24 protein-coding genes, 1 tRNA gene and 1 other annotated feature are annotated in these 25,654 nt (G+C 35.0%); of the genes, 13 read left to right on the top strand and 12 right to left on the bottom strand.

What is annotated here, in order from left to right; translation table 11 throughout:
• Positions 1-153: 153 nt before the first annotated feature.
• Positions 154-1,950: a DUF4209 domain-containing protein gene (locus BAU17_RS10935; RefSeq protein WP_161902858.1), complete on the bottom strand. Its 1,797-nt coding sequence runs from the start codon at positions 1,948-1,950 to the stop codon at positions 154-156.
• Between the two features lie 262 nt (positions 1,951-2,212).
• On the opposite strand from BAU17_RS10935, the gene BAU17_RS10930 reads away from it, so the two are divergent.
• A complete protein-coding gene (locus tag BAU17_RS10930; RefSeq protein ID WP_002405415.1) occupies positions 2,213-2,932 on the top strand; it encodes a PmeII family type II restriction endonuclease in 720 nt (239 codons plus the stop codon).
• A gap of 43 nt (positions 2,933-2,975) precedes the next feature.
• Here the strand turns inward: BAU17_RS10930 and BAU17_RS10925 are convergent, their stop codons facing one another.
• Complete coding sequence (locus BAU17_RS10925; RefSeq protein ID WP_010783152.1) at positions 2,976-4,334, bottom strand: DNA cytosine methyltransferase; 1,359 nt, start codon at positions 4,332-4,334, stop codon at positions 2,976-2,978.
• Positions 4,335-5,228: 894 nt separating this feature from the next.
• On the opposite strand from BAU17_RS10925, the gene BAU17_RS10920 reads away from it, so the two are divergent.
• Both BAU17_RS10920 and BAU17_RS10915 read left to right on the top strand, forming a co-directional pair.
• Positions 5,229-5,936 (top strand): DUF2087 domain-containing protein, encoded by a 708-nt coding sequence (locus BAU17_RS10920; protein WP_161902857.1) that lies wholly within the window; start codon positions 5,229-5,231, stop codon positions 5,934-5,936.
• Positions 5,924-7,162 (top strand): MFS transporter, encoded by a 1,239-nt coding sequence (locus BAU17_RS10915; protein WP_161902856.1) that lies wholly within the window; start codon positions 5,924-5,926, stop codon positions 7,160-7,162. Before BAU17_RS10920 ends, BAU17_RS10915 begins: the two co-directional genes overlap by 13 nt.
• A 49-nt stretch (positions 7,163-7,211) precedes the next feature.
• Here the strand turns inward: BAU17_RS10915 and BAU17_RS10910 are convergent, their stop codons facing one another.
• Positions 7,212-7,847, bottom strand: coding sequence for an alpha/beta fold hydrolase (locus tag BAU17_RS10910; RefSeq protein WP_161902855.1), 636 nt, complete (start codon positions 7,845-7,847; stop codon positions 7,212-7,214).
• 123 nt (positions 7,848-7,970) lie between these two features.
• On the opposite strand from BAU17_RS10910, the gene BAU17_RS10905 reads away from it, so the two are divergent.
• Together BAU17_RS10905 and BAU17_RS10900 are read left to right on the top strand one after the other, a co-directional pair.
• Positions 7,971-8,666, top strand: coding sequence for an NAD(P)H-dependent oxidoreductase (locus BAU17_RS10905; RefSeq protein ID WP_161902854.1), 696 nt, complete (start codon positions 7,971-7,973; stop codon positions 8,664-8,666).
• On the top strand, positions 8,666-8,851 hold the full coding sequence (locus BAU17_RS10900) for a hypothetical protein (RefSeq protein ID WP_161902853.1): 186 nt from the start codon (positions 8,666-8,668) through the stop codon (positions 8,849-8,851). Before BAU17_RS10905 ends, BAU17_RS10900 begins: the two co-directional genes overlap by 1 nt.
• A 42-nt stretch (positions 8,852-8,893) precedes the next feature.
• Here BAU17_RS10900 and BAU17_RS10895 read toward each other — a convergent pair whose 3' ends face one another.
• Positions 8,894-10,441, bottom strand: a complete 1,548-nt coding sequence (locus tag BAU17_RS10895; RefSeq protein ID WP_161902852.1) for a BglG family transcription antiterminator — start codon at positions 10,439-10,441, stop codon at positions 8,894-8,896.
• Positions 10,442-10,467: 26 nt separating this feature from the next.
• Positions 10,468-11,274, bottom strand: a complete 807-nt coding sequence (locus BAU17_RS10890) for an HAD-IIB family hydrolase (protein ID WP_161902851.1) — start codon at positions 11,272-11,274, stop codon at positions 10,468-10,470.
• Between the two features lie 161 nt (positions 11,275-11,435).
• Here BAU17_RS10890 and BAU17_RS10885 point away from each other — a divergent pair, with 161 nt between their 5' ends.
• From BAU17_RS10885 to BAU17_RS10875, 3 genes are read left to right on the top strand one after another with little or no spacing between them, the layout of a single operon-like run.
• Positions 11,436-12,995: a PTS transporter subunit EIIC gene (locus BAU17_RS10885; RefSeq protein ID WP_161902850.1), complete on the top strand. Its 1,560-nt coding sequence runs from the start codon at positions 11,436-11,438 to the stop codon at positions 12,993-12,995.
• A gap of 4 nt (positions 12,996-12,999) precedes the next feature.
• On the top strand, positions 13,000-14,355 hold the full coding sequence (locus BAU17_RS10880; RefSeq protein ID WP_161902849.1) for a class-II fumarase/aspartase family protein: 1,356 nt from the start codon (positions 13,000-13,002) through the stop codon (positions 14,353-14,355).
• A gap of 12 nt (positions 14,356-14,367) precedes the next feature.
• Positions 14,368-14,835: a PTS sugar transporter subunit IIA gene (locus BAU17_RS10875; protein WP_161902848.1), complete on the top strand. Its 468-nt coding sequence runs from the start codon at positions 14,368-14,370 to the stop codon at positions 14,833-14,835.
• A 54-nt stretch (positions 14,836-14,889) separates the two neighbouring features.
• Here BAU17_RS10875 and BAU17_RS10870 read toward each other — a convergent pair whose 3' ends face one another.
• The 6 genes from BAU17_RS10870 to BAU17_RS10845 all read right to left on the bottom strand — a co-directional run bounded on the left by BAU17_RS10870 (position 14,890) and on the right by BAU17_RS10845 (position 21,056).
• Positions 14,890-15,027 (bottom strand): hypothetical protein, encoded by a 138-nt coding sequence (locus BAU17_RS10870; RefSeq protein ID WP_161902847.1) that lies wholly within the window; start codon positions 15,025-15,027, stop codon positions 14,890-14,892.
• Positions 15,028-15,126: 99 nt separating this feature from the next.
• Positions 15,127-16,092 carry a class 1b ribonucleoside-diphosphate reductase subunit beta gene (gene nrdF, locus BAU17_RS10865; protein ID WP_161902846.1) on the bottom strand — a complete coding sequence of 322 codons (966 nt, stop codon included), beginning with the start codon at positions 16,090-16,092 and terminating at the stop codon, positions 15,127-15,129.
• Positions 16,093-16,116: 24 nt separating this feature from the next.
• The gene (nrdE, locus tag BAU17_RS10860; RefSeq protein ID WP_161902845.1) at positions 16,117-18,276 is read right to left on the bottom strand and encodes a class 1b ribonucleoside-diphosphate reductase subunit alpha; all 2,160 of its coding nucleotides are present in this window, start codon (positions 18,274-18,276) and stop codon (positions 16,117-16,119) included.
• Between the two features lie 127 nt (positions 18,277-18,403).
• Complete coding sequence (gene nrdH / locus BAU17_RS10855; RefSeq protein ID WP_161902844.1) at positions 18,404-18,628, bottom strand: glutaredoxin-like protein NrdH; 225 nt, start codon at positions 18,626-18,628, stop codon at positions 18,404-18,406.
• A gap of 330 nt (positions 18,629-18,958) precedes the next feature.
• Positions 18,959-20,089: a 5-methyltetrahydropteroyltriglutamate--homocysteine S-methyltransferase gene (locus tag BAU17_RS10850; RefSeq protein WP_161902843.1), complete on the bottom strand. Its 1,131-nt coding sequence runs from the start codon at positions 20,087-20,089 to the stop codon at positions 18,959-18,961.
• A 63-nt stretch (positions 20,090-20,152) separates the two neighbouring features.
• Positions 20,153-20,376, bottom strand: a binding site (T-box leader).
• Positions 20,377-20,414: 38 nt separating this feature from the next.
• Entirely contained in the window at positions 20,415-21,056 is a 642-nt protein-coding gene (locus BAU17_RS10845; protein ID WP_161902842.1) for a YczE/YyaS/YitT family protein, read from the bottom strand.
• An 85-nt stretch (positions 21,057-21,141) separates the two neighbouring features.
• Here BAU17_RS10845 and yeiL point away from each other — a divergent pair, with 85 nt between their 5' ends.
• From yeiL to allD, 4 genes are all read left to right on the top strand, one after another.
• Positions 21,142-21,801 (top strand): transcriptional regulator YeiL, encoded by a 660-nt coding sequence (gene yeiL / locus BAU17_RS10840; RefSeq protein WP_161902841.1) that lies wholly within the window; start codon positions 21,142-21,144, stop codon positions 21,799-21,801.
• 96 nt (positions 21,802-21,897) lie between these two features.
• A tRNA-Lys gene (locus tag BAU17_RS10835) sits at positions 21,898-21,970 on the top strand.
• A gap of 218 nt (positions 21,971-22,188) precedes the next feature.
• On the top strand, positions 22,189-22,830 hold the full coding sequence (locus BAU17_RS10830; protein ID WP_161902840.1) for a uracil-DNA glycosylase: 642 nt from the start codon (positions 22,189-22,191) through the stop codon (positions 22,828-22,830).
• A 122-nt stretch (positions 22,831-22,952) separates the two neighbouring features.
• Positions 22,953-24,020, top strand: a complete 1,068-nt coding sequence (gene allD, locus BAU17_RS10825; protein ID WP_161902839.1) for an ureidoglycolate dehydrogenase — start codon at positions 22,953-22,955, stop codon at positions 24,018-24,020.
• 45 nt (positions 24,021-24,065) lie between these two features.
• On the opposite strand, the gene BAU17_RS10820 is transcribed toward allD, so the two are convergent.
• Positions 24,066-24,839: an Hsp33 family molecular chaperone HslO gene (locus BAU17_RS10820; RefSeq protein ID WP_161902838.1), complete on the bottom strand. Its 774-nt coding sequence runs from the start codon at positions 24,837-24,839 to the stop codon at positions 24,066-24,068.
• Between the two features lie 69 nt (positions 24,840-24,908).
• Here BAU17_RS10820 and BAU17_RS10815 point away from each other — a divergent pair, with 69 nt between their 5' ends.
• Positions 24,909-25,640: a MerR family transcriptional regulator gene (locus BAU17_RS10815; RefSeq protein WP_161902837.1), complete on the top strand. Its 732-nt coding sequence runs from the start codon at positions 24,909-24,911 to the stop codon at positions 25,638-25,640.
• The last annotated feature ends 14 nt before the right edge of the window (positions 25,641-25,654 follow it).

The raw sequence follows: 25,654 nt of genomic DNA, 5'->3' as shown, positions 1-25,654 counted from the left end.
AAGAGGGAAGACACCGATACCGTCAAAGAGGCTTAATAAAGTAAGATATGTTATTCTTATCATCACATTGTAAATAAAAAAGACACCCCAAAATGAAGTGTCCAAAAAAATGTTGTGATTTCTATTTGATTATAAGGGTGAAATAAAAAAAGATTAAACTTTATTATCATCGTATCTTGTTAAAATTAAAAATAGATAAATAACTAAGATACATTTTGATTTCGTAATGTCAGATTGTTTAATTAGACCATGTGCAATTTCATTTCGTAGATTAAGACCCATTGGTTCAACCATAATTATTTGAATTAAAGTATGAATATCCTCTCCTAGAAAAGTTTTAATGTAATCTTTAACTAAAAATTCGTTAAATGTTATTTCATACTGAACCATATCTTTTTTGAGTGATGTAGTTGCGAATCCCAATTTAGCAAGAAACCGTCTAAATGTAGATTCAAATTGAGGAACTAAAATATGAATAGAGCTAACATAGTCTTCTTTAAAAAAATTTTCAATTCCTGCTTTTACAAGAGGGTAGTTTCTCTCATCAAGCATTTTCCATGAATCAAATTTTTCCATAAGATGATCGGCAGAAAGGCTATGTTCTTCTATCAATTTTTCAAAAATAGCCTTTAAAAAAATCTCTAAATTTAGTGTCAATTCTTGTACATAACTAGTAATGAAAATGAACTTTTTTGACTCTTCTTTAGTTTCTGCGTTTACGATTTTGTTTCCACCATGAATTATACTTTTTGAGACAAGATTAAAAAAATTATTATCTGCTTCTTGAAGTGATTGTTGCTGCTTAATTATACTGACATTTGGAATAAATTCGTCACTTTTTGCAAGCTTATCAAGAGATTCATGAATGTTAGAAATAATATAAGGTGAAATACAATTATCGATATAGTCTGTAGGAATTGTAAAAGGAATTTTTATTGTTGCCATTTCATCACTTTGTTGATATGTTTCATAAGTTTGCTTTATTAAAACTTTTAAGTCATTAATTTTTTCTGTTTCTCCCATATTCTTATAGTATTCAAGTGCTTGTTCTAAGTTAAAAGCTTTTGTTAATGAGCTTTTTTGTTGTCTCCCGCCTTGATACTCAGCCTCTAATTCATAGCTTTTTCCAATATCCAGACGGAGGTTTTGTATTTGTTCTGTATTGTATGCCTCAAACTTTCCAAGAGCTATAGATTCCTCAATAAATAATCTATAAAAATGATACTCATGATTTTCAAAACATTTGTTTTTAAGATTTGTCAATATTGTTAATGTACAGGTGTAAAGTTCTTCTGAAATGTAACCTTTAAATTTAGAATCTAAAATGATTCTTACTAATTGAGAAAGATTACAAGCCCATATCGAATTATCTATATCCCTCGATTCAATTAATTGTGAATGTATTAGTTGAATAGCTTGTTGCAGGTATTTTTTATTATTCATAGAAAGCGAAACCTCAACTAATCTTGATATAGATAAAATAAAATTACTATCCTCATGTACAGTCTGATATTTTCTACAACTTTCTACAAGTGATGCAAGTAAAAATTGTGAAATTTGATATTTTTTTCTCGTTACTTTTTCACTCCCATACTCAAAAAGAAAATCTGAATATCTTACTTTTAAAAAAATATTATCAGTTTCAATCATTCTTCTTTCATAATATAAAAATTGTTCATCAGTGAAAGCTGTAATTTCAGGAACATTTCCAATGCCTGTAATACTGTATTCGGGGACAAATCTAGTGTCGCTTTTATTATTCGAAAGAATTGGTTTTTTTTCGATAAGTGAACAAATATCAATTTCATATTTTGCTAATTTTGCTTCATTTAAAAATCCTTCCGATTTTGCCCAATCATGGATTTCTTTAAAACCATCTCTAAATTCTGTATAATACTTGGTAATTTCTATTCTTTCTAGTTCATTAATTTTATCTATAAATTTCGTCATCTAGTTATCTCCGATATACCTAATTTTAAATTTAATTATACCCTCTCAAATGCTATGAAGGAATATAAGTATATAAAAAATAATTTTTAACTGGATGAAGCAAGTGAATAAAAGAGATTCAAAAAGATAGTTAATCATTTATTAGAATGTATAACTGACAAGAATGAAAGAGTGTTTTACTATATTTATGCACATGGAAACCTATACATGAAATAACCAAAAGGGTATACTCAAATTATAAGAAAATAACGAGGTGAAGAAAATGACTGAAAAAGCACAAAACAATGATGAAATCATTGAAAAGGCGAAAGACTTTTTTAGAGAAGTAATTGCTAAGAATCATATTAAAAATACAGAAAAGTTAAAAAACATAAACAACTTTAACGTGAATCCATTTCTGAACAAGTATTTAGCAAATTATTTAACAGGGAACGATGATCCTGAAAGTGTTTCGAAGGCATTAATATATCCAAGAGTTTTAGGTACTTCAATTAATACTTCATTCGGTTCCAACCTTCAAAAATTTATCAATAAAACTCTGGAAGGATATGGCTCTACTACGACTGGAATGGACATAGAATTTATTGATAAAATAGATGGAAGAAAAAAATACTGTCAAATTAAAGCTGGCCCTCAAACAATTAATTATGATGATGTGACTACAATTCAAAATCATTTTAAATCAGCGATTAATTTAGCTCGTACTAATAATATTCCTATTGCAAATATGGATTGTGTCGTAGGTGTTTTTTATGGCGAAGACAGCGAATTAAGTGCGTTTTATAGAACGTTAGCAGAGGACTATACAGTCTTAGCTGGAAAAGATTTTTGGTATCATTTAACAGGAGATGAAGATTTTTATCAAAAGCTAACTGATGGTATTGGAGATATAGCTAATGAATTTGATAGTACTGAGCTTCTTGACGAAACAATCAAAGCTTTGGCTGAACAACTAAAAAATATTGAAGGAATTGAAGAGTAGTTAAAAAAACTAGTACCTTTTTAGTGTACTAGTTTTTGATATTTTAAAATTGATTCAGATAATTTACTACAGATTTTCCAATAGCTTCCGCAAGATTTACCGGGACAGCATTTCCAATTTGTTTATATTGATTGTTTGTGCTTCCAGCAAACTCCCAATCATCTGGGAAACTTTGTATTCTTGCATATTCTCGAACAGTAAATGGACGAGTTTCATCAGGATGGCAACGTTCTGTTTGTTTCTGCGCGGGTGATGTAGTTAACGTTAGAGAAGGCTCATTCCAAGATAAGCGTCTAGCCATTCCTCTTCGACCACCACCAGAATGATAGGATGCACCCATGTAACTTTTAGCAACATTTTCAGGCAAGTTAACCCAACATCCTCCAGGAGGGACTAAGTTAAGGACTTCTATTTTAGACGCTGGATAAGAAGCACCTTCACTTTTCGGAACATCTTTTAATACATCCCTTAGAACAGGTTGATAGGTATATTCTTTAGGAAATTTAAAAGAATATTGTTGTTGTTCAAAAAGGTCGTTTCTAATGCCAATAATGACAATCCGCTCTCTTTTTTGTGCAACTCCATAATTCCAAGCATTCAGTATATTCCAAAATACTTGGTAACCTGAATCCTCGAAAATTTCTATCATAGTTTCTAATGTACGGCCATTATCATGATTCAAAAGACCTTTTACATTTTCTGCTATAAACATTTTAGGTTGCAGTTGTACTAATAATTGTGAATAAGGATGAAATAGAGTACCTCTAGTATCATTCAGTCCTTGACGTAAGCCAGCATAACTAAAACTTTGACAAGGATAACCGCCAGACAATACGTCTAGTTCTCCTCTAAAAGTAAACTGATCATGATTAAAGATACCATTTTGAGCAATAGTATTAATATCTCCTTCAATCACATTCCAATTAGGGCGATTTAATTTTAAAGTACTACATGCTGTAGAGTCTATTTCAATATCTGCAACAGAATTGAATCCAGCTTTTTCCAAACCTAAGGATAGACCTCCTGCACCAGCAAATGTTTCTACAAGCGTGTAATCGCGTTTTGGAGTAGTATTTTGAATATCAATAAACTCATCTAGCTTGTATTTAAATCTGTCTAATGAATCATCGTTAAATAATTCTAGCTGTTTATTATTAGTTGCATGTTTTTTTACTATAGTTGTAGTCATTGTATCACTCAATTCTTCTTTAAGTATTTCTGCATAGGATAGTCCTAACTCATTAGTGAGTTTGACAACATTAGTTTTTAAAGGAGAAAAACCTTCGGATAACATTTGAGACAATTGACTTTTACTCATTTGTAGTCGTTCCGCTAGTTCTGTTTGGGTTTTTATATTCTTTTGTTTCATGGCTGATAGAACTATTTCTTTATCAATAATCAAAGTACCCTCCTCCTTGTTTAAAATATTTTGAACAACCCAATTATAGCGAACCATGTTTTTCTAGTCAATACAAATATACGCAATAATTAAATAATATTTTTTAGAAGAATGATTTTTATTGTAGTATCAAAAGATGTAATTCTAATTAACTTATTTTTTGAATTTTTCTTTTATGAGGGTTAGTTCTTTTTCGTATTTAACAGAATTCCTATGTTTATTCAAAAAAGACACCTCAACTTTGGAAGTGTCTAAAACCTTTTGATTTTTGGAAGTACCATTCACTTATTAAACATACTGATAAAACAATATTCCTTAATATACTGGCGAAGTTTTTTAGTCATAAAAATGACCATCCTTTTGACCTTCCTTAGTCGTATGAAAGGGGACGCATCAGAGTGTGTTAGTGAACGAACAAAGAAATAAAGTTCGATTAAAGACTACCAGAAATCATATCAATATTGAGTATGGTCTCAAAGACACAAACGCTGCAGAATAAGAAAAGCGCTGATTTATCAGTTTTTAGAGAGTATCCTGAGCATAGGATGTTTTCTTTTTTTTGTCCTTGACCATCCTTTTGACCCTCTCTTTTAAGTAGTACAAAAATACATCAGAAGTTCTTGTAAATCTCAAAAATCCGATAATTTTAACTAGGTTTCACTAGGAATCATTGAAACATCCAATACGGTCTCAAAGACGCAAACGCTGCGGAATAATTTTAGACTTACAAAATGTTGTCATAGCAATATTTATAAGAGCTTTTCCTGTGAGGGAAGAGCTCTTTTTTTGTTTTTAAAAATGATATTGGTAAACGTAAATAGATTATGTTTATTTATATATAGACAAAATAAAAGTTTGTGTTAATATGAAACTATACATAACGAAGAGGTGAATAAGATGGAGAATAAACAGTTAGAAAAAGGATTCATTGAAACAGAAGACGAATTAATTTGTTTTTTCTGTGGGAAAGCATTTAACAAAGAAGAAATTTTTTCATATGACCATAAATTAGTGACCGCCAAATATGCGTTGCAACAACATGTCGAACATGCGCATGAAGGCGTGTTGAAAGCTATTTTGTCCTTGCCTTCTGAAACAACGGGGATTTCTGATACGCAGAAAAATATCTTGGGGTTATTGAGTTTGGATTTAAGCGATCAAGAAATTGCGGAGCATCTAAACATTGCTACATCTACCCTTCGAAACCACCGTTTTAAACTCAAAGAAAAGAAGAAGCAGGCAGAATTCTTTATTGCTGCGATGAATATTTTAGAAAGGAAGAATAAAAAAATGCAAAGTGAAGAAAGTAGTATTCAAACATATGATGAACGATTTGATATCAAAGAAAAAGAGAAGCAAAAAGTTTTGAAGACATTTTTATCAGAAGATGGTCGAATCATTTCAATTCCGAGAAAAGCCAAAAGTAAAATTGTTTTGCTCCAATACTTAGCAAGCTTATTCAATCCTGAAAAAACCTATACGGAAAAAGAAGTAAATGAGACCATAAAAAGAGTGTACGAGGATTTTGTTACCTTACGTCGCTATTTGATTGAGTATGGATTTTTAGCACGGACAAATAATGGTGAGAAGTATTGGAAACTATAAGCAAAACAAATATCTATCGGTTATTGACTCTACGTGGTTTTTCTCAGTTTGGTACAAGTATGTATGAGATTGTACTGCCCTTATTAGTATTAGAATTAACAGGCTCTTTGACAAATGTTGGCATGTTCTACTCGGTCATTAAATTACCAGGCATTCTTTTGCTGCCTTTTTTAGGGGTGTTGGTGGAGCGTTTTAGTCGGAAGAAGATTTTGTTCTTTTGCAATCTCTTGACGTTTACTATTTTTTTCATACAATTCATCTTCTTTTCGATGGGGAATATTTGGATTGCACTCTTGGCTTTGTTAGGCATGATGATGAGTATTTCCAATTCAGTCAGCGATATTGCTACACGTGTGCTGTTCACAGAAAATGTTCCTCGGAATCAATTGGAAAAATGGAACGGAACGAAAAGTATGATTGATAATGGTGCTTTATTTATTGCGCCAATGTTGGGAACCTTCCTGTATGGGTTATGGCATATCAATGTAGTCTTGGTAATTATCTTGATACTGTACGCTGTAGCACTGATAGGAATTTATTCGCTACACTATCAACCACCAAAAACCATGCAAGAAAAATCTTCGACAACTGTCTTTAAAGAGATGCATGAAGGATTCTTATTTGTAAAATCACAGAAGACAATCTTCGCATTTTTTATTTTAGCGATGACCCTTAATTTTTTTGTAGCATCGACTGAAGAGATTATTAATCCAGGAATTTTGATTACTAAGTACCAACTTCCGCAAGAGCTCTTTGGTTTTTCGTCAACTTTTCATATTATTGGTGTCATTTTGGCAGGCTTTTTTATTGCTCGTAATTGCCAATTTGATTTTCAAAAAAATCTAAACAAACTGTTTATTATCAATAGTTTAATCATGATAGCGATTGGCGGTTTGTCGTTGTTATTGTCAGGATTTTCTATGTATGTTTATTTTAGTGTCTTTTTATTCATGCAAATCTTGTTAGGATTTTTTACCATTTTAATCAATGTGCCGTTAACTTCGTATTTCCAAGCCAATGTACCACTACAATTTCAAGGTCGCTTTTTTGCATTTTTCTCATTCGCGGCCAATCTATCTATTCCGTTTGGAATTAGTTATACGGGTGTGATTGCTAACCATCTAGGTGCAGATATCACGTACATGATTAATAATAGTTGTGTGATTCTTATTGTGTGGATAACGTATCGGTTTTTTAATATATTGGGTAATCAATCGGAGAACTGAAATAACATAGAATCCTCCTACCTAAACAAGGTTGTTCAGGTGGAGGATTCTATGCCAATGATTTTAAAAATGAGTCAATAAGAATAGCAAATGGGATTGGTTGTTCGATATTTAGTTCGTGTTTGCCATCAGCAATTATCTGTAATGTACTATGCGGTATAATCGAACGTAATTTTTTGGCAGCAGGAAGATTCGGATGGTCTTTTTCACCACAGAGAATTAAAGTAGGTAAAGCGATTTTAGTTATTTCCTCTCGCATATTGAGGGTAGACAATGAACCCATGAGTTGTAGTGTTTGTTTTTTCGATAAGCCAAATTGTAGAAAGGATGTGTTAGGAAGTAACCGAAAAATAGTATTTTGAAAGGCCAACAATACTCGATTGGGTGTTTCAAATTGAGCCGCAGATACAATGATTCCTTTCAAAAAAGGGGTTGTTCGAGTTGCTTGTTTTAACGTCAAAATTGCCCCTAAAGACAATCCGCAAAGGACAAATGGTTCTTGGATGTTGGCGATTTTAGCAGAGACGACATCATCAAGCATATTCAAAGTGATTGTATCATTAGCCGAAAAGGAATCGAACAGTTCTAAAGCGACAATATTTTCTGAATCCATAGAAAGTCGCTGCTGCACAGCGTCCCAAGAAGTAGCGGTTTGCCCCAATCCATGTAGAAAAACTAGTTTCATTGTAAGCACCTCCGTGTAGTTCTTAATTGATTATAGCATAGTAGAATACTTGTCAATCCCTCTCACTTCCCAAATAAACAAATATGTTTTACTCTATACATAGCAAGTTGCAGGAGGTACTTTATGAAGACACTCATTATTATTTCACATCCAGATATTCAAGATTCGAGTAGTCAACGTTTCTTACAAGAATCGTTACCACAATCAGTAGACATCACTGTGCATCATTTAGAAGCAGTTTATCCAGATGGAAAAATTGATATACAAAGAGAACAACAATTATTAAGAGAGCATAATCGTATTATTTTTCAATTTCCTTTTTATTGGTATTCATCGCCTGCGATGTTGAAGCATTGGCAAGACGAAGTGCTAGCGGAAAATTTTGCATACGGTGCTCGTGGCCGTTCCTTACAAGGCAAGGAATTAGGTCTTGTATTAGTAATTGGTGTGGGAGAAAAAGAATACCAAGTTGGTGGTACGGAAGGATTTTCGATTAGTACATTAACCACACCTTATCAAGCGTTGGCAAATAAACTGCAAATGACCTTTTTAAAACCATTTCCGATTTTTCAATTTCAATACATGACAGAACATGAGAAGATGACATTATTGCTTTCTTACCAACAATATGTAACGATGCAAAACTACGATTCTTTACGTGAAAAAGAAAAATGGTATTTGCAGCAATTAGCGAAATTGAAAATAGAAGTCGATTCAGACCATACGTTATTAGTGATTGATCAAATGGAAGAAGTCATTGAGGATCATCGCATGGAATTGGATGAAATACAGATGTATATCGATGGGGAAGTGATCTGATGGAAACAGAATTAGACTGGTTAAAAGAACAGTTAGAACAGCTAGCTAAAAATAGTCGCGAATATCAGCATAGAGCTTTGTTTTTAGGCTTACAGCAACTATTAGTGGAACAACAAAAACGCAAAGAGCAACTACAAGGTCGTCTCGACGGAGAATTGTGGTCGCCTAAAAAATGGGAAGAATAAGAAAGTCTATCTGAACACAACTTCTGTGTTCAGATAGACTTTTTAAATAAAAAAATTAGGGAATGTTTGTTTCAGATAATCTGCCAAGTCATTTTTAGGAATCGTCTCAATTGTTTGAACAAAATCTTGCGCCAGTAATTTCCGATGTGAATTACTAGAGAAACCTAATTTGGTTAGGTATTCTAAATCTGTGGCATGGAAATAATAATTGACTTTAATATTTGGAAAGCCATTTTCTAGGAGAATCGTTGAAATACGATTGGAGAATGTCATAAGATTATCAAATTTCAATAATTTTAATTTGTAGATTTCGTCAATATTCAAAATAGCAACAATTTGGGTATCGAAATGGTATAAAAGCTGTTGTGAGAAAAAGTCGCTTTTTTCTTTCGCTGAATTGGTTATAATCACAACTTTCTTTAAGTTTCTGCCAGCAATTTTATTTTTCAATACATGTTCACGGAAAAGCAACGTGATTGTACTAATTTGGTGCTTATTCAAGGCAATCGTTTCATGAATATTATTTAAGCAATAATATTCTACTAATTGGTAAAGAAATGAAAATTCTTTTTCAACATCGTCTAGTTTATTATCATAAAAGTCGTAATGGAAGTTTTTTCGAAGCACACATTTATATAGGTATTGTTCGAGCTCTTGTTGCAGCTCTTTTTTCGTGTAGAACGTGGTCAAAATACGTTCTTCTACATAAGTGATACATGCATTACTCAAGCTCTGAATAGTTGGATCATAAGAATAGATTGGTCGTCCATTATTATCTAGGCTAGCTAAGAGGTGACTAAACACACGATCTTCTTTTGTTTGATGGTAAAAAGTGTATTCTGGAACAACCACTGGAAAATCAGGTTCTTGTTGAATCGTAAAACCTTGTTTGGTTCGATGCAAACTTAAAAAATGATACACATAAATAAATTTGGTGGATTGGTAGTTAAAGGATAATTTCTCACTAGCGAAAAATTCTTGCAATCGATCGGCTTTTTCTGCGTGTTGAAAAAGTGGTTGAATCAACTGATAGGTTAATTGCTGAATCGGATTATTTGCTTGCCGGGGGATAATTTGGTTTTGCTCATTTAATTCAATCAGAGGGCTAATCATCCGGGTTGCTTGGATTCGTAGCGTTTGTTCATCGCCTAAAATAGCAATACCTTTGCCACGGAATGATTGAATAGTCAGAGCGTGTTGAGCTAATTCCTGGATAAACTGCGGACGATCTTTTTTCTTAGTAGATTGACTGATACCTAGTTCCTCATACTGTTTAGAAAAATTCACGTGACCATTGACCATCGACAGGCAGAACAAAAAAGCCAGACGTTCTTTCCAGCTCGTGGCATAATCAAAAATAGTTAAGCTTTGAATAAATTGAATATATTCAGTGTAAGTTAGTTGGTTAATAATTTTAGATTCGGTCACGATAAATTGTTTTTCGGGTGTTAAATAATCATTTAATTGATGAATGGTTCGACGAATTGTCGCAGGAGAACGTCCTGTTTTATCTGCTAGCTTCGCAATAGTAATCTGCTGAGCTTCTTGGATACGATTGGATAAATATAGTGAAAAAGAATGAATCGTCATAGTTTCAACTCCGAACGAAAAAGTGATTAGTGATTATCATTTGTATGATAGAATGTTGCAATTTCTGTCAGAACGCCTTGTTCTTGATTGGATGGAATAATTTTATCCGCCTGTTCTTTTAATAATTCACATGCATTGGCAACAGCCAAACGTTGATCAGAAGCGTGAAACAAAGGAAGATCATTTCGTTCATTACCAAATGCAACAATCTGTTGTGGTTGCATCTTACTATGTGCCAGTAATTTCTTCAATCCAGTGCCTTTGTCACAAGCATGTGCCAGGATATCAATGGCTTGAAAACCACTAGGTAAAATAGTGAGCCAAGAACCAAATGCTTCTTGTAATTTGACAGTCGTTTCTGCAAGCAATTCTGGTTCAACTTTGAGACTGATTTTAATAATCGGTTCTTTAATAGCCTTAAAAGTTGGAATAAATTGCAGATTTTTATAGAAAAATAAGGTCTTTTCAGTCATATGTGGTTGATAGTTATCAGTAGTATAAGAACGGGTGGTACTGGATAAAATGAGTAATCGAATCGGCAAAGCTAGTTGCTCTAAAGCTGTGAGAAAGCTCGTAACTTTTTCGTTTGCAATCGATGTTGCATGAATTAATTGGTCATCGATATAAAGTGCAGCGCCATTTTCAGCAATTGCCGAAATCGAATGAGTTGGGAAGATGTCTTTCACGCGTGCAAAATTATTACCTGTAGCGACGATGAACTGGTCTTCAGCATGGTTGATTTGCTCGTGCAACTGTGCAAAAAAATCAGTGTCATACGTTTTATCATCTCTTAAAAAAGTGCCGTCCATATCACTGACAAAAACATTTTTCATAAAAAATACTCCTTGGATGTGAGTTAGTTTCTTTTAGTATAACATGTTCAAGCAAATAGTCATGGTTACTTCTTGAAACGCTGGTTGCACAGAATAGAACCTTGTAGAGAAAACGATTGCAATTTATGATGAGTCTATAACATTTAAGGAGGAAACAAAAAATGAATAAAGAAGCGATGAAGAAAGGGATTCAGAAATTCGGTCGTTCTTTACTGTTACCGATTGGTGTAATGGCACCGATTGGGATGGTCATGGGATTGACTGGTGCTCTGACTCAAAGCTATATGATTGAACAAGTTGCTTGGCTAGGAAATCCCACAGTACAAGCTATATTAAATAGTTTAAAGACAATTACAGGGATTGTTTTTGATAACATTCCGTTGCTTTTTGCGATGGGGGTTGCCTATGGTATGGCAAAAATTGACAAAGGTATTGCCGTTTTCTCATCTGTTTTAGGGTATGTGACATTATTAGTTGTTGTAAACGTATATTTAACTTTAACAGGGGCATTAGCAGATGCAGAAACCATGTCGGAAGTTGGTCAAGGTGTAGTTCTAGGGATTCAAACCTTAAAACTTGATGCAGCTGGCGGGATTATTTCCGGGTTACTTGCTGCGTATTGTACCGATAAATTCTATAAAACACAGTTACCATTAGCATTTGCCTTCTTTGGTGGAAAGAAATTTGTACCTATGGCGACATTTTTCTTCATGATTCCAATTGGTTTTGGTATTCCCGTTGTTTGGGGCTTATTTACAAAATTTTTGATTTTCATTTCACCGATATTTATGAATGATACATTTGGTGTGGGTGTCTATTGGTTTGCGCATCGTGCATTGATTCCGTTTGGTTTACATCATGTTTTAGCTTCAATTGTTCGTTTTACTGAAGCGGGTGGTGTTTATATGATTGACGGTCAACAATATATTGGTATTTTGAATGCGGCCAATAAAGTATTGTTTGATTTAGGGCCAGATAATCCTGCTTGGAAAATGGCACCAGATTTATTTAAATATTTGGCAAGTGGCCAAATGTTAACAACCTTGTTCCGTGTACCAGCGATTGGTTTAGCTATGTACCATACAGCATTTTTGGATAATAAAAAAATTGCCAAAGGGGCGATTTTGACTGTTGTATTAACGGCCTTTTTAGGAAACATTACCGAACCACTTGAATTCTCATTCCTATTTATTGCACCACAACTCTTTATTGTCTACGCTGTGCTATGTGGAATAATGGCGATTCCATTGAACTTCTTAAATATCGGAATCGGCTATATTCGTGGGACAATTTTTGACTTCGGTATCTTTGGTTTACTTTATGAAAATACGAATTGGTGGAATTTAATTATTCTCGGTGTGATTAACTTTGTGGTCTTCTATTTTGTGTTCCGCTTTGCGATTGTACGCTTCAAGCTAGAAACACTTGGACGTGAGAAAGGCTTAAAAAACAACACCTTACTTGCTGAAAAACAATTTGGTAAGATTGCAGAAATTGTAATTCAAGGACTAGGTGGGAAAGAAAATATCAAAAATGTTGATAACTGTGTCTCACGTCTACGAATTGACTTAAAAGATCAGACAAAAGTTGATGTCGAAGCAGTCAAAGATTCAGGAACTTCCGGTGTATTTTTCCCACAAGAAAATCATATTCACGTGGTCTTTGGCCCATATGTTGAATTTGTGAGAAACGCTGTAGATGACGAGATGAAGAAGGGGTGAGTACATGGGCGCATTGTATGATTCAAAAAGCAAGACCTTAGATGATCGCGGGATTAAAAAGCTACTAACAAGTGAAGCGAAGTATCAAACATGGTTAGACGTGGAAGTTGCTTTAGCACAAGCGCAAGGTGAGCTTGGTGTTATTCCCAAAGAAGCAGCCCAACACATTGCTGAACGTGCAAAAATTGAGAATCTAGATTTTGTTAAAATGGATGAAATCTATCAAAAAGTCGGTCATGGCTTTGTCCCATTTTTAAAAGTTTTTGTATTAGCTTGCGATGAAGAAAGTGGCAAATATATTCATTACGGGGCGACGACGCAAAATATTCAGCAAACCTCACAAAGTTTAACGACGAAGAAAATTCATGAGCAATTTCTATCCTTCCTAACGGATATTTTAGCTAATCTTGCGGATATAGCTGAAACTGAAGCAGGGACAGTCATGGCAGGACGCACCCATGGTAAACACGCGATTCCTATTACCTATGGCTACAAAGCAGCAACATGGATTTCGGAGCTATTGATGGCTTTGGAACGGATGCAAGAAGTAGAAAAACGTGTCTTCACTACAATGATGGGGGGAGCGGTAGGTGCGTTCAATTCAACGGGTGAAATCGGGATTGCCGTTCAAAATCGAGTGGCAGAATTGCTTGGCATGCCTGCGATGATGATTCCTTCAAGAAATATTAATTCGCCTAAAATTGAATACATGAACTGTTTAGCTTTATTGGCGAATGTGTTGCATAAGATTGCTGAAGAAGTCTTTCAAACATCGATTGAAGAATTCGGGGAAGTTTCTGAAGGATTTAGTAAAGGAACGGTTGGTAGTAGTACAATGCCGCACAAAATCAATCCTAAACTATCAAAAGGCATTATTGCCAACGCTCAAAAACTGTATAGTTTGACGTCAGTCGGCTATTATTCTTCAGCACGTCCGTTTGAAGCAGATAGTACCTCGAATATGTTGTTTGATGGCATTCTGACAGAAGCGGTCGAATTAATGACGGAGATTTTAATGCGTGCAGAAGAATTAACACGCACCCTTCAAATCAATCGTGAAAAACTAGCGAAAAATGCCAACTTGAATGAAGGTTTGGACAATAGTGAATATATTATGATGTTCTTTGCAGAGCGTATTGGAAAAGATAAAGCACATGAACTGGTTTATGAATTAGCAATTGAAGCCGCATTGACCCATCAAAATTATCGCGAAGTCTTACTAGCCAATCCAGATGTTCGCCAAGCTTTTACTGAAACCGAATTGCTGGAAATGTTAAAACCAGAAAATTACGTCGGTTTATCGGAAGCGTTGGCTCGAAACACTGCCAAAATCTGTCGAGAAACAATCGCTACTATATAAAGGAGAGAACGTATGTTTAATTTATTTAAAAAGAAAGCCAATGAAATTGCTTGTCCAATGGATGGGGAAGTCATAGCAATCACAGAAGTGAATGATCCTGTATTTGCTTCAAAGGCGATGGGAGATGGCTTTGCAGTAGAACCAAGCAATGGGAAAGTTTTTTCACCAATTGTCGGTAAGGTAACTAGTGTTTTTCCTACCAAGCATGCGATTGGTCTGTTAAGTGATTCTGGTGCGGAAATTTTAGTTCATATTGGGATTAATACAGTCGATTTAGCAGGTGCAGGATTTGATATTTTAGTAACAGAAGGCGATGCTGTTGATTTAACGACACCTTTGGCAGTCGTTGATCTTGAGTATTTAAAAGAACAAGAAAAACCTGTTACGACAATGGTCATTTGGACTAATTCTGAAGGAAAAGAAATTAATGTTCAATTAGGAAAATCGAATGCTCAGACAGTCATTGGAAAATTAAAATAATAAAAAACTCAACTACAGCCAAGCATTACTGTAGTTGAGTTTTTTTGATTCACTTCATTTCTTCTTGCCACTAAATCCAATGGCCAAAAAGACAAAACCAATAATCCAGAAACTAGAGCTTTTTTGTGCCCAACCAATAACCCAAAAGACTAAACCGATAATAATAAAGACCGATAATTGATTTTTTTTCATAATAAATCAGTCCTTTCCGCTTTCTTTTAGCATACCAGATACTTCTATGTGGATAAAGAAAAACCCTTGAAGTATTCACTTCAAGGGTTTTGTTTTTAATTACTCCATACCGATTAAATAATCATCATCAGTCATCGCTTCGACGCTTCCTAGTAGGTAACCATTCCCAACTTGTGAGAAGAAGTCGTGGTTACTTGTTCCGGTAGAAATACCATTCATGACAATTGGATTGACATCGTTGGCTGTATCAGGGAATAGTGGATCTTGTCCTAGATTCATCAAAGCTTTGTTGGCATTGTAACGTAAGAAGGTTTTAACTTCTTCAGTCCAGCCGATTTCATCATAAAGTTGTTCTGTATAATGTTCTTCGTTTTCGTATAACTCGAAAAGTAAATTATACATCCAATCTTTTAATTCTTGTTGTTCATCTTCAGGTAATTGGTTGAAACCTAATTGGAATTTATAGCCAATATAAGTGCCATGCACCGATTCATCGCGAATAATCAATTTAATGATTTCTGCAACGTTTGGTAATTTATTATTTCCTAAATAATAAAGAGGCGTGTAAAAACCAGAATAGAACAAGAATGTTTCTAGATAGACACTGGCAATTTTTTTCTGTAAAGCCGTGCCGTTTTTATAAATTTCATTGATTGTTTCTGCTTTTTTTTGTAAATATTCGTTGGTGTTGGTCCATTCAAAGATTTCATTGATTTCCGCTTTCGTATTCAACGTACTGAAAATCGAAGAATAACTTTTTGCATGAACAGATTCCATAAACTGAATATTGTTTAAGACAGCTTCCTCATGTGTGGTACGTACGTCTTTTTTTAATTGATCCATGCCACTTTCAGATTGAATGGTATCTAAAAGCGTTAAGCCTCCGAATACATGACCGACCATTTCTTTTTCTTGGTCAGAAAGACTACGCCAATCGTCTAAATCGTTTGATAGAGGAATACGCGTGTCTAACCAAAATTGCTCGGTTAATTTTTCCCAAGTGGATTTATCGATAATGTCTTCGATCTCATTCCAGTTGATTGCTTGATAGTAAGTATTTGCCATGAAAAAAGGCCTCCTCTGTTTGAATTAGATGACGCAGCTTTCGCATTGATTGCTGCCGATTTCTTCAGCATCGTCTGTAAAGGTACGAATATAGTAAATTGATTTAATGCCTTTATGGAATGCATAATGGCGTAGAATATTTAAATCACGAGTTGTTTGTTTGGTATTTTGTTTCCATTCATATAACCCTTCAGGAATTTCAGAACGCATAAATAACGTTAAACTCATCCCTTGATCGATATGTTTTTGCGCAGTCGCATAAATGTCAATCACTTTACGCATATCCATATCATAAGCTGATTTATAGTAACCAATGGTATCGTTTGATAAATGAGCAGCAGGGTAATAAATTTTCCCAATTTTCTTCTCTTGACGTTCTTCAATCAAACGAGTAATTGGATGCAAGCTCGCACTTGTGTCGTTGATATAAGAAATCGAACCATTTGGCGCAACGGCTAGGCGATTTTGGTGATATAATCCATCTTTTTTAACAGCTTCGGCTAAAGCTTTCCAATCTTCTCCTGTTGGAATCTCGATGCCTTCAAATAAAGCTGCTACTTTCTCTGATTTTGGTTGGTAATCTGCTTCAATATAAGGAGTGAAGTAGCGACCATTTGCATAATCAGATTTTTCAAAGTTATGGAACACTTCGTTACGTTCTTTCGCAATCGCGTTACTTTCCATTAGTGTCCAGTAGTTTAGTAACATAAAGTAAATATCAGTAAATTCAATGGATTCTGGTGAACCATATTCCATTTGATTTTTGGCAAAATATGTGTGTAAGCCCATCGCACCTAAGCCAATTGTATGGTTTAGGCGATTTCCATTTTGAATAGGAGGGACCACATCAATGTCAGAAGCATCTGTGACATACGTTAAGGCACGTGTCATCGTACGAACAGATTTCCCAAAATCAGGACTATCCATTAAATTGACGATATTAGTTGAACCTAAGTTACAACTGATATCTGTTCCTAACACTTCATATTCTTGTTTGCCATTGATTACAGAAGGTTCTTGTACTTGCAAGATTTCTGAACATAGGTTACTCATAATAATTTTACCGTAGACTGGGTTTTCACGGTTAGCTGTATCGATATTGATAATATATGGATAACCTGATTCTTGTTGTAATTTAGAAATTTCATTTTCTAAATCACGAGCGCGAATTTTTGTTTTACGGATACGTGGATTTGCGACTAAATTGTCGTATTCTTCCGTGATATCAACATAAGAGAAAGGCACACCGTATTCTTTTTCAACACTGTATGGGCTGAATAGGTACATATCTTCATTTTTACGTGTTAATTCGTAAAATTTATCTGGTACAAGCACACCTAAAGAAAGTGTCTTCACACGGATTTTTTCATCCGCATTTTCTTTTTTCGCAGATAAGAAGCTGATAATGTCTGGATGGAAGACGTTTAGATAAACGACACCAGCACCTTGACGTTGACCTAATTGGTTTGAATAACTGAAACTATCTTCAAACAATTTCATAACAGGCATGACACCACTAGCTGCGCCTTCATAACCTTTGATTGGAGCACTTGCTTCACGCAGATTAGATAGTGTAATTCCGACACCACCGCCAATACGTGACAATTGAAGCGCAGAATTGATGCCGCGACCAATTGAGTTCATATCATCTGTTAATTGAACTAAGAAACATGAAACTAATTCACCACGACGTTTGCGACCCGCATTTAAGAAAGAAGGGGTTGCTGGTTGATAACGTTGATGAATCATTTCATCTGCTAAAGATAAAGCAAGCTCCTCATTGCCATCTGCAAAGTACAACGCATTGAAAGCCACGCGGTCTTCATAGCTTTCTAAATAAGCCGTACCGTCATTGGTTTTTAATGCATATTGTGAGTAGAATTTGTATGCAGCCATGAATGATTTGAATGTAAAATGTTGCTCATCTAAATAGGTATATAATTTTTCCAGAAATTCTGGTGTGTACTTACGAATAAATTCTTCCTCTAAATAATCATTTGCGATTAAATAGTCAATTTTTTCAGAAACAGAAGCAAATCTTTTTGTATTTGGCTCCACATTTTCTTTGAAGAAAGCAGCTAAGGCTTCTTGGTCTTTTTGTAATGGAATTTGACCATTTACAGGGCGATTGATTTCATTATTTAATTTGAAGTACGTGACGTCTTTTAATGATTTTAAACTCATATCATTCACACAACCTTATCTCTAAATTTTTGGAACTGTTGATTTAGTGTCATAAAAAAAGAAGGACTTGTTTGGCCCAAAAAGGACGGACAAATCCAACGTATCGTTTTGTAATTATGAGCGAAAATTAGCTAGCTAATTGGCGAAGTTGATCCGGACGGAAACCAACAACTGTTGTTGCATCAGAAGTGATGACTGGGACACTTTGGAATCCTTGTTCTTTTAAGAAGTCCACTGCGCTTGGTTCATTGTCAATGTTGATTTCTTCAAAACTGATATTGTTATCTGCTAAAAAGCGTTTGGCCATTTTGCATTGCATGCAGTTGTTTTTTGAAAATAGTTTGATATTCATATATAGTTCCTCCTTGAGTCGTTCCTTGTTTCGTTATAAGAATCATATAATAAAAGCATAGGGAAAGTCAATGGAAAAATACTATATATTGTGTTTGTGAATTTAGAAAATACTAATTGTTGTGGTTTTTTAAAAGTCTTTTTGAAGAAAGACCAGATGAATAGAGGGGTTTGAAATGTAACAACCTTTATCTATTGTATCGAAAAAAGAGAAAAAAGTAAAAAGAAATTTAAAAAGAGAATAATTTCACAAGTGGTATTTTTTTCATAAAAAGACAGAAGCTGAAAAAGCATTTTTTCCGTCTTCTGTCAATTGAAATGTTATTAAAATTTACTTCCAAACATCTTGGGCAATATCTTGTAGCAATGAAATTTTTGCCCATTGTTCAGCTTCTGTTAGTTTATTGCCAGTTTCTGTGGAAGCAAAGCCACATTGAGGACTGATACTTAAATTTTCTAATGGGACATATTGAGTGGCTTCTTGAATTCGTGCTTTAATAGCTTCGGGATTTTCAAGCTCTGCAAATTTAGACGTTACCAATCCCAAGACAACTTTGCTATCGAGATTTGACCAGTAGCGTAAAGGAGCAAAGTCGCCTGCACGATCAGAATCATACTCTAAAAAGAAACCATCGTAGTTTGTTGCAAATAATTGTTTCGCAATCGGTTCATACCCACCAGAAAACAGCCAAGAAGAGGCATGATTTCCACGACAAATATGAGTGGTAATCACTAAATCTGCGGGTTTATTTTTTAAGGCTTGATTGATGATATCCGTGCAAATCGTGGCAATTTCATCTGGATTAATTCCTTTTTCAAGGAGTGATTCACGTTTTGTCGCATCAGCTAAAAAGGCCCAGTTAGTATCGTCAAATTGTAAGTAACGGCAACCTTTTTCATAAAAAGCAGCAATCGTATCTTGATAAGTTGTTGCTAAATCTTGGTAGAAATCTGCAAGATTTGGATAGATGGTGGTAATTTTAGATGAGCCATCATTTGCTAATAATTCTTGTCGGAGAATCATGGTCGGACTTGGAATGGTTGCTTTGGCGATAGCATCACCTTCAGAACCAACCGCTTCTTTTAAGAAGACAAAATCTTCTAAGAATGGATGTGCAGGGTTGAAGGAAATTCGGTCAATCACGCGAATATTGTAAGCCGGCGCAGCATCTCCTTTAAAGGTTTGATTATACCCTGTATCAGGAACATAGCCTTCAACACCAATTAAGTTTTCTAAAAAATCGATATGCCAAAAGCCACGGCGAAATTCGCCATCGGTAATGCCTTTAATGCCGACTTCTTTTTGCGCAGCAATTAAGCGTAAGATTTCTTGATTTTCAATGTCGCGTAATTCGGCTTTCGATAACGTACCAGCTTGAACTTTTTGACGAGCTTCTTTGATACTTGTAGGGCGTAAGAAGCTGCCCACATGATCAACTGTAAAGGGAATCATTTTACTCATTATTTTTCCTTCTTTCAACAATTTAATTATAGATAACAAAAAAGCCCTTCTACTAGCAACTAGTAAAAGGGCGAATCAACGCGGTACCACCTTTAATTTAGGAAAAAAATTCCTCTCAACCCGACTTTTTTATCGGAGGTCTTGGTAACGAAAGACAACTCGCTTTTGATTACCTATCATCAAAAGTTCCTCAAAGGCCATTTTCAACTTGTAATAATGAACTCTTCACACCAACCAGAGTCTCTCTGACATTACGCAAAGCTTACTTTCCTAATCAACGGAGATTTTTTTGTTCTATTGTTGATTATACTACCATGAGAAAAAATCAATTGTCAATCATCATTTTTTCACTTTTAGGGAAGAACACCAATTTTTGTGACCAACTGATAGCCCCAGAAAGTAAAAATAAGCTAATCAAGGTTCCTTCACGAACATAAAGCGGCAAGGAAAAAGCATAAGTAAAAAAGAGCGACAAGCCAACACAGATAAAATCAATCCCATAGCGATAAAAAGAAAAACTTCTTCTTGTCCGCTCAGCAACCAGTACACAAAAATTTTCAATTGGAAACTTTAATAAATTCAAGCGTAATACTTGTCCTGTTCCAAATCCACCAATGAGGGTTCCCAAAGTAAAGAAGAACAATTGTAGCGGATATGAAGTGACCGTTATTTGTGAAAATACCAGATACAACATGGCATTAATTACTTCCCCAAAACAAACCAGAGAGATGAGCATCAGAAGATATTGCGTTTTATTACGATTCGAATCTAAGAACCAGCAAATTAGTAAAAAAATCAGATTAATGCTTGAGGTAATGGTACCAATTTTTAAGTGCGTCAAATCTGCTAAAGCAGTATTGAGTGAATTAAAGCTACTGACGCCAATCATGGCTTTAATCGTCATGCTGATGCCTAGCGCACTAATGAAATAAAAAAAGAGCGATTGACTAATTGTTCGTTGGGTCATTTTCTTCCTCCTTGAATCATGTTGTTGTCATTATATGGTAAAATAAACGAAACTTAGATGAGATATCTCACACTTAGGAGTAAAAATGAAAAAAATAGCTTACGAAGACTATCAATCAACAGACAAAAATCAGCTACCAGATTATTTTACGGAGGAATTACTCGCACATGCGTCTATTTTTACCTTTCAAAAAAATGAACGGATTCAAATTGAAGGCAGGCCACTCGATTATTTATTCTATATTATAGAAGGAAAGGTCAAAATTCTAAAAACACAAGCCAATGGTCGACAAATGATTTTACAATTTTTATCAGCCGGAGACTTCATTGGGGAATTAACGGTTGTCCAAGCTGAAACAGAAACCAAGGATGTCGTAGCTCGAGGACAAACGATCTGTTTAGGCATTCCGATTCATCATGCGACTAGTTTGCAGAACAATATCGCTTTTCTACAAACGATTAGTCAATACATCGGCAAGAAATTATTGCTACGGATGGAGCATCTAACTGAAAACCAAACCTATCCGTTAGCCTATCGTTTGGTTGATTTATTGTTGACAGTTGCTGTGAGTGACCGTTATGAAGAAAAACAAACCGAAATTGCCGAATATCTAGGCGTCAGCTATCGCCACTTACTCTACACGATGAAACAATTGAAAGAAGCGGGCTTCATTGAAAAAGATACGAGCGGCTATCGGATTCATCGACAAAAATTATTGGCTTACCGTCAAACGTTTGAACGATAAAAACATTTATGAGAAAGAATTAATGGGAATATATTGATTTTTTCATATCGTGGTGGTAGGATAATTAAGTACTATTTAACAGGTACAAGAGAATTTGGGGGTATAGCTCAGTTGGTAGAGCAAATGACTCTTAATCATTGGGTCTAGGGTTCGAGTCCCTATGCCCCCATGGGTGCCAAACCCACGAAGCCGGAGAATTGTTGGTGCGAAAGCATTTCGAAAACGATTCTCGCGGCTTCTTTTTTTGTTTTATAATTATTATGTTTATAAAAATTTTTGTGTTCATTCAAAGTGAAAAAAGCTAGTGATTCCTTCTTTTTTGTCAATTGTTCTATAATAGAATTATCACGATACTTATTCTATTTGGACATAAAAGGGGCGTAGAAAATGAAATATCCGAAAAAATTAAGAGAAGAAGTGGCGATGCGTTCGCAAAATTTTAAATTAGAAGGTTTTTTAGAAGGTCAGGGTCCTGTTCCTTGTAAAATCATGCTTATTGGGGAAGCGCCTGGAAAAACAGAAATTGAGCGTGCAATTCCTTTTTGTGGTCTTTCTGGTAGAGAGTTAGAAAAAAATTTAAATGATATTGGTTTGTTTCGCAAAGATTTGTATATTACGAGTACGATCCGTAGTCGTCCGTATCATTTAAAGCAAGTAATAGATAAAAAAACAGGTCAGCGAGTAGTCAAAACACCTAATCGAACACCCACTAAAAAAGAAGTATTGGCTCATGCGCCTCTTTTGGATTGGGAAATTCAGCACGTAAATCCTGAATTAATTTTAGCGTTAGGCAATATCAGTTTGCAACGACTTTTAGGAGACAGTTTTCGTATCACGGATTGTCATGGCAAGCTATTTAAACAGCCTATTCAACAGCTAAATCAGCAAAAAGACGGGTATGAATGGACGAAAAAAGCATATGCTGTCATTCCAATTTTTCATCCTGCAGCTATCTTTTATAATCGAAAATTAGTACCTGAAATTGAAGCAGATTGGTTGAAAATTAAAGCAATTCTCAACAAATTTTAGTAGGTTAAATATTTTTTATTACTATGCTTTACTTGAAAATTTAAACGCTTTCTTTATTAACCTTACAACAATGTGTTATACTCAAAAGAAAGGTTATGGTTTGAAGAAAAGGGGGAAATAGAATGACAACAGAAAAATTAATTAAAGTGATGCCGGATGAATTACATGCATTAATCCAGAATAAACTACAAGCTGCTGGGTTACCAGAAGTACAAGCGGTCGAAACAGCTAATCATTTGGTTTATGCTGATTTGTGCGGGGTGCACTCACATGGTGCGGTACGGGTAGAATATTATTCTGAACGGATTAACAAAGGTGGGATTACCTTAGAGCCAGAAGTTCAATTTGAACGTACAGGTGATTGTTCAGCGGTTTTTCATGGGGATAATGCACAAGGGCAATATATTGCAAACTTAGCGTTAGAACCGGCAATTGAAATGGCGAAAGAAAAAGGAGTTGCTGTGGTTGGTGTCTCTAAATGTGGTCATACCGGAACATTGTCTTACTATCTACGTAAAATTGCAGAAGCTGGGTTTGTTGGCATGGCAATGACACAATCGGATCCAATGGCAGTGCCTTTTGGTGGAGCAGAACCTTACTATGGAACCAATCCAATTGGTTTTGGTGCGCCAAGTAGCAGTGAAACGCCATTAATTTTTGATATGGCAACAACTGTACAAGCTTGGGGTAAAATTTTGGATGCCCGTTCAAAAGGCAAAGAAATTCCAGCTGATTGGGCAGTAGATGAAGACGGTTTGCCAACAACTGATCCAAATAAAGTCCGTGGTTTAATGCCAATTGCTGGACCAAAAGGTTACGGTTTAATGATGATGGTTGATGTTTTTTCAGGTGTCTTAATGAATCTACCATTTGGTAAGCATGTCAGCTCAATGTATCATGATTTACATGCTGGTCGTAATTTAGGTCAGCTATACATTATTTTAGATCCTGCACGTTTTGGTAATGCGGATATGTTTAAAGAGCACATTACACAGACAATGGAAGAATTAAATGCTACAAAACCTGCCAAAGGCTATTCAAGCGTGCGCTATCCTGGTCAAGGATCAAACCAACGCTACGAAAAAAATCGCAAAGAAGGCGTGGAAATCCCAGAATCGATTATCAATTATTTGAAATCAGATGTCATTCACAATGACGCCTATGAAGGATTAAGTGCATTTGCAAATTAATATATCAAAAAACTGGACAATCCTAAACGATTGTCCAGTTTTTTTCTATTGTAAATAATGTTGAATTTCAGTTGGAGTAAAAAAATATTTTTTGCCACAAAGCGGACATTGGGCTTCAAGGGTTTCTTGTTTTTGATGATCTTCTTCGGTTAAGGCAAACAGTAGACTAAGAAATAGTTCTTTTGAGCACATGCAATGGTAAGAAACAGTCATCTGTTCTAACCATTGATAGTCAGGAAAACACTGAGGTACTTGTTGCGCAATATCTAATGATGGACATTGCGCAATGGAGGAAATTTTTGTGAGTGCCTCTGTAATATTGTGCGCATCAGCGAAAGGCAAAGGTTGCAGCAATAAGACTTTATCCTGACTAACTGGGAAAAAATAGGTTGCTAATTGTTCGCTACGTCGATAATAGATTTCAATCGCACGGTATAAATTATCTGATTCTAACAAGGAATGAGACGTATGTGATGTCCCAAATTGACTATCTATAGAAATAATGGATTGCAAACGACCATTTTCGAACGTATCTGTGTCGTCGGTAAATGTCATGTTTCCGGTGATATGATGATCAGAGAATATTTCTACAGATAATTTATTTTGCTTATTTGCAGAAAGAAAAGTAAAGGTTGTTCGTTGTTTCGTCGTCGTAAGTGTATTGAGTAAGGCGGCAATATTCAAGGCATCCATCAGATAATTTTTTGCTCGTTTTGGCAAAGCTGTCTTCTGAACTTTTGTGTAAATTTGTTTACCATCCAATATATATAAGCGCAATTGCTTCTGTTGGATGAGATATTTATCAATTGTGTTTTTCATGAAAAACACTCCATTCGTGTTTATGATATACTGAGTATAGAGTATCACGTAACGTGAGGAGCAAGTAGAATGTTTAAAATCAAGGAATTTTCCCAACAAACAAATGTAACCGTGCGAACGCTACAATATTATGACGACATTGGCTTATTGACCCCAAAAAGAAATAGTAGTGGTCATCGACTATACACCACCAAAGATTTAATCAAAATGAATGAAATTTTGTTGATGAAACAAATGGGGTTAGCTTTGGAAAGTATTGTGGAGCAATTAGCTGTAAAAGAAGAAACGTGCTTGAAAGAGTCGCTTTTACGACAAGAAAAATTCTTGGAAGAACAAATAAAACGTCGGCAAGAACAATTACAGAAAGTAAGACAACTTATTGCGACAACGACAGGACACCAAGAACTAGAAGATACAGCTATTCAACAAGCTTTTCTCGAGAATAATCCATTCAGTTATCATATGGATAATATTTGGACCTTGGATTTTACAAAATCAGAGAATTTACAACTTTTGAAAAACAATGAGAAAATCATTTCTTTTGATGCGCATTTTTCTAAGCTAGCCAAACGACAACATTTAGGCTATCAAGATACACAAGTCCAAACACAAATCCAGCACTTTGTTCAAGAACTGTATGATGTGTATCATGATTCGATGGCTGAAAATAGTTTATCAGAAATTGCCGTTGTTTATCGGACAAATGAACAGGCTAGCCAATATCTTACGCAATACGGCAAAGAATTTCCTGTGTTTTTAGCGAATGCGTTGGATTTTTATGTGGGGGGAGGGAACACGTAAAAATCATCGTTTAC

The sequence above is a fragment of the Candidatus Enterococcus willemsii genome (genome assembly GCF_009933335.1).
Lineage (GTDB): Bacteria > Bacillota > Bacilli > Lactobacillales > Enterococcaceae > Enterococcus_F > Enterococcus_F willemsii.
This window is presented reverse-complemented; position numbering and strand designations above follow the sequence as displayed.

Bases quoted from the DNA above. Each gene is read 5' to 3' on its own strand.
- BAU17_RS10910 (WP_161902855.1), bottom strand. From the start codon at position 7,847: ATGAAACTAGTTTTTCTACATGGATTGGGGCAAACCGCTACTTCTTGG.
- BAU17_RS10820 (WP_161902838.1), bottom strand. From the start codon at position 24,839: ATGAAAAACACAATTGATAAATATCTCATCCAACAGAAGCAATTGCGC.
- BAU17_RS10870 (WP_161902847.1), bottom strand. From the start codon at position 15,027: ATGAAAAAAAATCAATTATCGGTCTTTATTATTATCGGTTTAGTCTTT.
- BAU17_RS10900 (WP_161902853.1), top strand. From the start codon at position 8,666: ATGGAAACAGAATTAGACTGGTTAAAAGAACAGTTAGAACAGCTAGCT.
- BAU17_RS10845 (WP_161902842.1), bottom strand. From the start codon at position 21,056: ATGACCCAACGAACAATTAGTCAATCGCTCTTTTTTTATTTCATTAGT.
- BAU17_RS10830 (WP_161902840.1), top strand. From the start codon at position 22,189: ATGAAATATCCGAAAAAATTAAGAGAAGAAGTGGCGATGCGTTCGCAA.
- BAU17_RS10920 (WP_161902857.1), top strand. From the start codon at position 5,229: ATGGAGAATAAACAGTTAGAAAAAGGATTCATTGAAACAGAAGACGAA.
- BAU17_RS10850 (WP_161902843.1), bottom strand. From the start codon at position 20,089: ATGAGTAAAATGATTCCCTTTACAGTTGATCATGTGGGCAGCTTCTTA.
- BAU17_RS10815 (WP_161902837.1), top strand. From the start codon at position 24,909: ATGTTTAAAATCAAGGAATTTTCCCAACAAACAAATGTAACCGTGCGA.
- BAU17_RS10890 (WP_161902851.1), bottom strand. From the start codon at position 11,274: ATGAAAAATGTTTTTGTCAGTGATATGGACGGCACTTTTTTAAGAGAT.
- BAU17_RS10895 (WP_161902852.1), bottom strand. From the start codon at position 10,441: ATGACGATTCATTCTTTTTCACTATATTTATCCAATCGTATCCAAGAA.
- nrdH (WP_161902844.1), bottom strand. From the start codon at position 18,628: ATGAATATCAAACTATTTTCAAAAAACAACTGCATGCAATGCAAAATG.
- BAU17_RS10935 (WP_161902858.1), bottom strand. From the start codon at position 1,950: ATGACGAAATTTATAGATAAAATTAATGAACTAGAAAGAATAGAAATT.
- nrdF (WP_161902846.1), bottom strand. From the start codon at position 16,092: ATGGCAAATACTTACTATCAAGCAATCAACTGGAATGAGATCGAAGAC.
- BAU17_RS10875 (WP_161902848.1), top strand. From the start codon at position 14,368: ATGTTTAATTTATTTAAAAAGAAAGCCAATGAAATTGCTTGTCCAATG.
- BAU17_RS10880 (WP_161902849.1), top strand. From the start codon at position 13,000: ATGGGCGCATTGTATGATTCAAAAAGCAAGACCTTAGATGATCGCGGG.
- BAU17_RS10905 (WP_161902854.1), top strand. From the start codon at position 7,971: ATGAAGACACTCATTATTATTTCACATCCAGATATTCAAGATTCGAGT.
- allD (WP_161902839.1), top strand. From the start codon at position 22,953: ATGACAACAGAAAAATTAATTAAAGTGATGCCGGATGAATTACATGCA.
- BAU17_RS10885 (WP_161902850.1), top strand. From the start codon at position 11,436: ATGAATAAAGAAGCGATGAAGAAAGGGATTCAGAAATTCGGTCGTTCT.
- yeiL (WP_161902841.1), top strand. From the start codon at position 21,142: ATGAAAAAAATAGCTTACGAAGACTATCAATCAACAGACAAAAATCAG.
- nrdE (WP_161902845.1), bottom strand. From the start codon at position 18,276: ATGAGTTTAAAATCATTAAAAGACGTCACGTACTTCAAATTAAATAAT.
- BAU17_RS10930 (WP_002405415.1), top strand. From the start codon at position 2,213: ATGACTGAAAAAGCACAAAACAATGATGAAATCATTGAAAAGGCGAAA.